The organism is Sinomonas cellulolyticus (assembly GCF_014656475.1).
Lineage (GTDB): Bacteria > Actinomycetota > Actinomycetes > Actinomycetales > Micrococcaceae > Sinomonas > Sinomonas cellulolyticus.
The window spans coordinates 1-570 of sequence record NZ_BNCM01000044.1 but is presented as its reverse complement, the minus strand read 5'-3'; the positions used below and the strand labels follow the sequence as shown (position 1 = coordinate 570).

Annotated in this window: 1 pseudogene; it reads left to right on the top strand. The window is 71.8% G+C overall.

What is annotated here, in order from left to right:
- Positions 1–66: 66 nt before the first annotated feature.
- A pseudogene (locus tag IE231_RS18625) lies at positions 67–570 on the top strand (IS1634 family transposase); the annotation flags it as partial.

The window sequence follows — 570 nt, the reverse complement described above, 5'->3', positions numbered from 1 at the left end:
CTCTTGTACACGGCAGCCCAGACAGCATGCTGAACACCGCCACCACGCCCAAAGTGGAAGACCCCCCATACCGAGGCTGAGCTCGGGCTCCTGGTCGAGCGGGCGCGGGAGCTGCTGGACGACCCCGGCCAGGGCGAGCTCGACTTGGGCCTGGCCCCTGCTGCGCCCAGGACTGCGCTGATCGGGCCGCCCGGGGAGCCGGCCCTCTTCGAGGACCCGGGACCTGTGCCTGAACGCTCGCCGGTCGGGTCGCCGCGGGTGGTTGCCACCGTGTCCCGGGTGCTCTTCGACACGCTCGCGGCGGTGTTCGACGACCTCGGCTTCGACGCCCTCGCCGACGAGGTGTTCCGGGACCTGGTGGTCGCCCGGATGTGGAGCCGACCTCCATCCTGGACACCGCCCGGGTGCTGGGCGACCTCGGTGTCCGCCCGGCGAGCGAGAAGACGATGCGGCGCACCCTGTCCCGCGCGCACAGGGGCACCTACCGGGACCAGATCGCCAAGGCGTGCTTCGAGCACGCCGCGGCCAGCGGCGACGTCTCGCTGTGCCTGTACGACGTCACGACCCTGT